The organism is Fluviicola sp., assembly GCF_039596355.1.
GTDB lineage: Bacteria > Bacteroidota > Bacteroidia > Flavobacteriales_D > Crocinitomicaceae > Fluviicola.
In genome coordinates this window covers 67,518-75,174 of record NZ_JBCNJW010000015.1, presented here as the reverse complement: position 1 = coordinate 75,174, position 7,657 = coordinate 67,518, and the positions used below count along the sequence as shown (strand labels likewise).

Sequence of the window (7,657 nt, the reverse complement as noted above, 5' to 3'; positions counted from 1 at the left end):
AGGATATAAGTCATCTCCCCAAGGGAACAGGTAATTTCCAGTCAAAGTTGTCATGTTACCACCGTAACCAACCTGAGCAGTTGTTGTTCCCAGAACCATACCACCGTTGTTTCCGATTGTACAGTCATTAACCAACGTTCCCTGATACAAAACAGGGAAAGGCAATGTCATCCCGATTTCACTATCATCCGTCAGACCCAACGCTGTCCCTGTTCCGGAAATATCAATGAATCCTGCAGTAGGACAGTTTGAATTCCAGTCCATGTAAAGTCCCTGGTTGTATGTGTTGAATGTGATAGGCCCTGCATAGAAAGAAGAGTCAGTAGCCGAACAGATTGCCATTACGTAAACCTGGTAGAATGAATTCGGAGTCAAACCTCCTAAAGTGTAAGGGTTTGTTGTTGCAACAACCGAGTCACCTGTTCCTAATACAAATCCTACCGGACCGTATTGAATTTGCCAGCTTGTTTCAGATCCGCCCGCGATCCATGAAAGATCGATTTCAGTGTCTGTTGCTCCCTGGTTTGTAAATGCAGTTGGCTGCGGACACGTTGGTGCAGCAGCAATGTTTACAAAGTAGTCCTCTGTTTCACCCCAGGAGTACGTTCCACAAGGAGTGATGTTACCGATTACAGTTGTTTCAACCGTGATCACGCGCATACGGGTATTTCCGAGCGTTGCACCTACAGGGATCAGGATAGTTCCTGTTTCGTTGTGAGGCCCTACCGTTGCAGCAGCAGAAGCGTATACTTCTTCTCCCGGATCGGTAAACAAACCGTTGTGGTTGTAATCGATGTAGATTTTAGTCATGTTACTGTAGTTTCCGCCACAGGTTCCTACCGAAACGTTAAACGGATAACTTACAGTGCGTGCAAGGTTCGGAGCAGGCAGAGACGTGTAATTGGAATACTGGTTCTGGATTGATCCCGCGCCTCCGGTTGTGGAACAGGTTGAACTGTTGTTCAGTGTTCCGATCGATACATTCAGGATTTCTTCGTCACCCGTACTGGTTGCATTGCTGGTACAGTAACAGTTAATAAAGTTGCTCGTGTTTACTAATAAACCTGCTGTTGTGTCGGACATTCCCGAACAGGTTACATAACAACGGTAGTAAGTGTTTGCAGTTTGGTTTGCGATGTACGTACTGTTCGTAGCTCCCGCAATGTTCGCGTAAGATCCGGCAGCTCCCGATGCGGAACTCTGCCATTGGTAAGTTTGTCCAGTTCCTCCGGAACCACCTGTTAAAGAAAGGGTGTTGTTTACAGAAGGACAGATCGGGTTGTTTGCTGCGGAAACAGCGCCCGCAGTTGGAGGAGAAGTACAAGGCACTGCGGCGATGAACGTGATTCCCCCGATAAATCCGCGCGGGTAGTTTGCTGGAGTGGACGGGTAAACTGTTCCTCCCCAGGAGATTCCGTCTCCTGTTAACAAGTTTACACCACCACCCGTGAAGGTATTTACCCCTGCACCGGATGTCAATGTAGAATACTGCATGGTTGTTGCCGATAAACCGAGTTGGTAAGTGGCGCCTGCAGGAATTGTTAATGAAATGTTAGTCAGTGTAGGTACGATTCCGTTTGCTGTATTGGAATTGGAAACGGTACCTGTAGCAGCTGAAATCCAACCGTTTTGACCTGCTCCGACTGTTCCCCAATCCCACGGAGCTGCGTTGTCAACAAATGGAGTAGTACGGTAAAGCAGCTGGATGCTGTTTGTAGTGGTTGTACCCAAATGACACTGAACACCTGTAATGATAATGTCGAAGGCATTCGTGTTTTGGACATTGAAAATAACGGAGCCGTTTCCGTTATTGTTGACGTGGTTAGTGGTAATAGTTGTTTGCCCGTGGAGAAAACAGGAAAACAGACTATAGGCTACCAGCCATAGTAATTTTGTCTTCATAAGTAATCAATATATAGTTTTAACGAATGTATTGAAAAAAGAATTTTAAATCTCGTTAATTGAATATTAACATGCTATGATTTAACGAATTGACTGTTTTAATAAACTATTTGCACAAAAAAAATGATTTATCAATAATAGATGTTGTTTTTGTGAAAATTTTCAATAATTCCTTTTTGGGACTATTATTAAAGGTATGTCTCGATACCAGCATTCCGGTGATTTGAATTTATTGGTTTTCCCGAACAAGTTCAAAAGGTTTACAAACAGGCCCTTGAACTTTTTGAACCCTTGAAACCGTTTTCAACGGATTAAGGGTTCATTCTTTCGGCTCAACAGGCACATTCATGGTCACCTACTATTTTCAAATCTTCCTTAAAGGGATGTTTCGTTTAATGTCAAAAACATCGTTTTATGCCGTTCCGCTAGGAGAAGTCCGGGGAATTTAAATACTTTTGTTTACTATGAGTTTGAAAGGAAAAACAGCTCTTGTTTCAGGGAGCACGCAAGGTATCGGGAAAGCAGTAGCACTTCAATTAGCTGAAATGGGTGCTAAGGTGGTGCTTTTGGCAAGAAATGAAGATAAATTAAAGGCTGTTCGTGATGAACTGAGTACTTCGGATAACCAGCAACACGACTACCTGGTAGCGGATTTTGCAAATCCTTCCGGATTGAAACAAGTGGTGGAGAATTATCTTTCAAACGGTCAGTTGATCGACATCCTGGTAAACAATACAGGTGGGCCGAAAGCAGGTCTGGCTATTGATGCGGATATCAGTGAATTTTTGGCGGCGTTTAACCAGCACCTGATCTGTAATCATATTTTGGTTCAGGCACTCGTTCCGGGAATGAAACAACTCGGAGGAGGCAGAATCATCAACGTGATCTCTACGAGCGTAAAACAGCCGCTTCCTGGCCTGGGAGTGTCTAACACGATCCGCGGAGCTGTAGGAAACTGGAGCAAAACGTTGGCAAACGAATTGGGACAGTTCAATATCACGGTAAACAATGTGCTTCCGGGGGCAACCAATACTACGCGTTTGCAGGAAATTGCTTCCAACAAGTCGGGAAAAACGGGGGAATCCGTAGATGCGATTTTTGAAGAAATGGCAGAAGAATCACCGATGAAACGCATTGCACGTCCGGAAGAAATTGCTGCGGCAGTTGTCTTTTTGGCTTCTCCGGCAGCAAGCTACATCAACGGAATCAACATTCCTGTTGACGGAGGACGAACAAAATCACTTTAATACATTGACGTGACCGACGATCGTATCCTCGATGTCTGATTTACTCACGTATTTAATCTTGTAGGTATACGTTCCATCAGGTACGAGCAAATCCTTGTAAGTTCCGTCCCATTCCCAGCGGATGCTGTTCGAATGGAATACCTCTTGTCCCCAGCGGTCGTAGATAAATACTTCCGTTGATTTGATGTTGACCATCGAAGCCTTAAACGTATTGTTAAACTGGTTGCCGTCTGGAGTGAAGGTATTCGGAACATAGATCCAATACTCTTCCTGGATGGTGATCGGTTTCACAACCGTGTCTTTACATCCGATGCTGTTGGTAGCAATCAGGGTTACATAGTACGTTCCGGGAACATCATACGTGTTGTTCGGATGAACGAGCGTGGATGAATGACCGTCTCCAAACGTCCATTGATACGTGTCACCGCCGGAAGTCAGGTTTTGGAACGTAATCGGAAGGTCTTCAAACAGGATTTTGCTGGAAATGATAAAGTCAGCTATCGGAGCAGTGACATTGACCGTTGTGGTCCCTTCCACTGTAAATGTCTGGCATTCGTCAGATACGGAAACGGTATAAGATGTCGTCGTGTAAGGATGTACGAACACCTGAGCGGTTGTTTCACCGCTGTGCAGCCAATTGTAGAAGTATTGTCCGTAACCTCCTGTTGCTGTTACGCTGATCGGAACGGTATCTCCCGGACAGATCAACTGGTTTGGTGACATGGTCAGCACCAGCGGCGGACTTGTAATGATATACATGACGCTGTCAATAGCGGAAACGCCACACTGATCGGTCACTTCCACATAATACATCGTGCTGGTACTCGGAGTCACTTCCAACGTGTCATTCGTTCCAAGGACAGTTCCGTTGGCCAGAGACCAGGTATATTCAAAGTTTCCGGCTCCGCCATTTGCCTGAACAGTTAGTTCTTTCGGAACGTACGGACAGATTTCAGTAATGTCGGGTGTTGTCACCAGCGTGAGCGGCTGGTAAACAGGTACGGTTACGGTCGCCGTTGCCGTTGCCGTTTCGTGAAGACATGCGTCCGTCACCGAAACGGTGTATGTTTGCGTTGCAGGAGGATTGACCGTAATGGATTCGGTTGTTTCCCCGGTGTTCCAGGTAATGGTATACGGTCCGGAACCACCGCTTGGAATGGCAGTCAGTACTGCTTCATCCTGCGGACATAGTTTTTGTACGGAATTCACGTCTACATGAACCGGTTGGATATCGTCGATCTTGAGATGCAGTTCGAGTGGATTGGACCCGCCGCAGGGATCCGGGACGGCAAAAACCAGGTCGACAGTTTCAACGCCCTCAATGATACCATCGCTTAAGGCATTGAACGTGAATTGAACCGTGGATTGACCGGGGTTGAATGTTACGGAATTCGGAATGTTGGTATAATCGACACCTTCCGTTGCAGTTCCTCCGGTTGTGATCGGAATAGTCATCGCGTTGGCAGTGGAACCATTTCTGGTCAGGGTAACAGTAGCGCTCACACAGCCTTCTGCCATGGTTACGCCGTCGTTGAATGCGTCAAAGGAAAGTGCATAATCTACTTCGACCGGTACTTTGGAGGTCAAACTGTTTGCTTCCAGGAAGATTCCCGAATCGAAAATTCCGTCACCCACATCGGCAATGGCAATGATCAAATGGTATGTCTGACCACATTGCACTTTCGAAACTGCTTCGAGCACTTTGGTGAAACCGTCATACTGAATGTAAGCGGCAGAACTGTTGTAAGGCGATTGGCTTCCGTTTCCGTTGTTTACGAAGTACGCCGGGTTTACTGCCGGCGAAGCACCGACACCGCTTCCTGTTCCCCCGGGGTTTCCGTTGTTAACGTTGTTGATCGTTACCGGAACTCCGCTTGGGAGACGGGCAATATTTTGTGTTCCTCCCGGAATTCCCGGGCCGGAAATGAAGAAAGCAAAAACATCGTTAAACTGAGATCCCACATATTCCGGGTATTCCTCTGAACCGAAAACGTATTTGAACCGCACGGTATCTGAATAGGGGATGAAATCGAATTCGAGAATAGAAGCATTGTATGTTGAAGTTCCTCCAACGAGGTTGCTCAACGCACCGAATCCCGGGTAGTTGTTGTCGACTCCGGAATTGGATTGGTTATTCGGACCCTGCGGACCGCTTCCGTTATTGGCAATGGTTCCGGTGGTAATCACCACACCGGAGTTGATTCCTAGGTTGGTTCCGCTGGCTGTGAATCTTCCGATTGCACTGGGAGAACCGGAGAAATTAATATTGGAAACACTTACCCCTGGACCCAGGAGTGTATTTTGAACCAATGAAGCAGCACTTTGCTGGGATGTGACCAGCTGACCCATCACGGACAAAGGAAAAAAGAAGAGTATGGTCCAAATTAGCTTCATATTTCAATAACGCTTTTTAGTTCGAATAGTTGTTTACTCTTTTACAAAAAGCGAACCAAAGCTGAAAATTAGTGATTAAACGGTAGGAATCAATGATTTATCCGTGAAAAAATCATAAATTAAATCAAGCCTCCGAAAAAGGTAGTGAAAAGGTTTAAAAAATCAAAAAAATGCCGACTGAGCGGAGTCGAAGGCGGTGTTTTTCAATTTTCCTTTTTAATTAAAGATTCCCTGCAAGGCACACAGGTTGGCATAAGTACCTCCCATAGCAATCAGGTCGCGGTGTTTTCCGCGCTCGATAATCTGGCCTTTGGAAAGAACCAGGATTTCATCCGCATTGATAATTGTACTCATCCGGTGGGCAATGATCAGCGAGGTACGGTCTTTCATCAGGTCATCCAATGCTCCCTGAACAATGCGTTCGCTTTCCGTGTCCAACGCAGAAGTTGCTTCGTCGAGGATCAGGATCGAAGGATCTTTCAGTACTGCGCGGGCAATGCTCAGACGCTGTTTTTGTCCACCCGAAAGCTTGTTTCCGCGTTCTCCGATTACGGTATCGTACCCGTTTTCCAATTGTTCGATGAAATTGTGGGCGTGTGCGATTTTCGCTGCCTGGATGATCATTTCCAGGGAAACATCTTCGCGTCCGAATGCAATGTTGTTGCGTACCGTGTCGTTAAACAAAATGGATTCCTGTGAAACGATCCCGATGTTTTTGTGCAGGTCTTCGAGCTTGTATTCCCGGATGTTGATTCCGTCGATGTAGATCGCACCTTCATTTACGTCGTAGAAGCGTGGAAGCAGGTCTGCGATTGTTGATTTTCCACTTCCGGATTCTCCGACCAACGCAATGGTTTTTCCGCGTTTCAGCTCGAAATGGATGTTTTTCAAAACCCACTCGTCCTTGTATTTGAAACTCACACTGTCCAGGCGGATATTTTCGTTGAACCCGTTGAGTGCTTTTGGATTTTCTACTTCGTAGATGTTTTCGTCTGTATCCAGGATTTCGTTGATCCGATCCAGAGAAGGTTCGGCTTTATTTAGGTTTCCGACTGCTGTGGCAATTCCCTGGATGGGTCTGAGCAATTGGGAGAAAACGATGATGAACGTAATGAATTCAGCTCCTCCGAGCATGTCATCGCTTCCGTCGAGAATCATGGTTCCGCCGAACCATACCAGGCAGATCATCACCGTAGCACCCAGGAATTCATTGAGCAGCGGAGACAAATCACCCCGTCTGAACGTTCCGGTATTTAGTTGCTGCAGACGCAGGTTTACCTTCCGGAACCGTTCTACGACAAAAGGAATGGCGTTGAATGCTTTGATGATTTTGATTCCCCCGATGGATTCTTCAAGAATGGAGAAAACGAGGCTGGTTTGTTCCTGTCCGGCTTTTGCTGTTCGTTTCAGGCTTTTCCCGATTCGTGAAATGACAAATGCGGAAATGGGAAGTAACACGAAGGAAATCAGGGTGAGTTTCGGGCTGATGTAAACCAATGAGGCAACGGAAACAATGATGGCAAACGGTTCGCGGAAAATCAATTCCAGTACCGCAATTACTGCCAGTTCAATTTCACGCACATCGCTGTTGATGCGCGCCATTAAATCTCCTTTTCGCTGTTCGGTATAAAAACTCAAGGGTAATTTCATCGCTTTGGCAAACAACTGGTCTCTCAAATCACGCACTACTGCCATGCGCAGTTGTGATTGATGCCATACCGCCCCGTAGCGGAACAGGTTTTTCAGGAAAAAAGCAATGATTACGGAAACGCAAACGAATAACAAAGCATGTTTCGGGTCGTCTTTCACCATTTCATTCATGGTGTAGTTGTACCAGTCTTTGCAATAAGTAAAAAAGCGGATGAAACCACCTGGGTAATGCGGTTTTTCCAGGTCGGCCGTTTCGTTGACTTTGAAAATCAGCTGTAAAAACGGGATGAAAAGAACCAGCGAAAGCAAATTGAAGATCACATACAGTAAGTTGTAAATGATTGTCAGTATTGCCAGAACCTTGTAAGAAAAGGTATATTTATAAAATGCGATTAATGATTTCATGCAGTGCAAAGATATGTTTTTGTTGTCCTTTGTGTATGAACGCGTTTACAATTCTTAAC

The 7,657-nt window shown here is 45.8% G+C and carries 4 protein-coding genes; 1 reads left to right on the top strand and 3 read right to left on the bottom strand.

Going from position 1 to position 7,657, the window contains the following annotated elements; translation table 11 throughout:
• On the bottom strand, positions 1-1,902 hold a 1,902-nt coding region (locus ABDV94_RS19225), incomplete at its 3' end, for a GEVED domain-containing protein (protein ID WP_343748846.1).
• 464 nt (positions 1,903-2,366) lie between these two features.
• Here ABDV94_RS19225 and ABDV94_RS19220 point away from each other — a divergent pair.
• Entirely contained in the window at positions 2,367-3,149 is a 783-nt protein-coding gene (locus ABDV94_RS19220) for an SDR family oxidoreductase (RefSeq protein WP_343748845.1), read from the top strand.
• Here ABDV94_RS19220 and ABDV94_RS19215 read toward each other — a convergent pair.
• Together ABDV94_RS19215 and ABDV94_RS19210 are read right to left on the bottom strand one after the other, a co-directional pair.
• Entirely contained in the window at positions 3,141-5,543 is a 2,403-nt protein-coding gene (locus ABDV94_RS19215; protein ID WP_343748844.1) for a choice-of-anchor L domain-containing protein, read from the bottom strand. The two genes, ABDV94_RS19220 and ABDV94_RS19215, sit on opposite strands and share 9 nt — an antisense overlap.
• Before the next feature lie 216 nt (positions 5,544-5,759).
• A complete protein-coding gene (locus ABDV94_RS19210) occupies positions 5,760-7,598 on the bottom strand; it encodes an ABC transporter ATP-binding protein (RefSeq protein ID WP_343748843.1) in 1,839 nt (612 codons plus the stop codon).
• Positions 7,599-7,657: the final 59 nt, after the last annotated feature.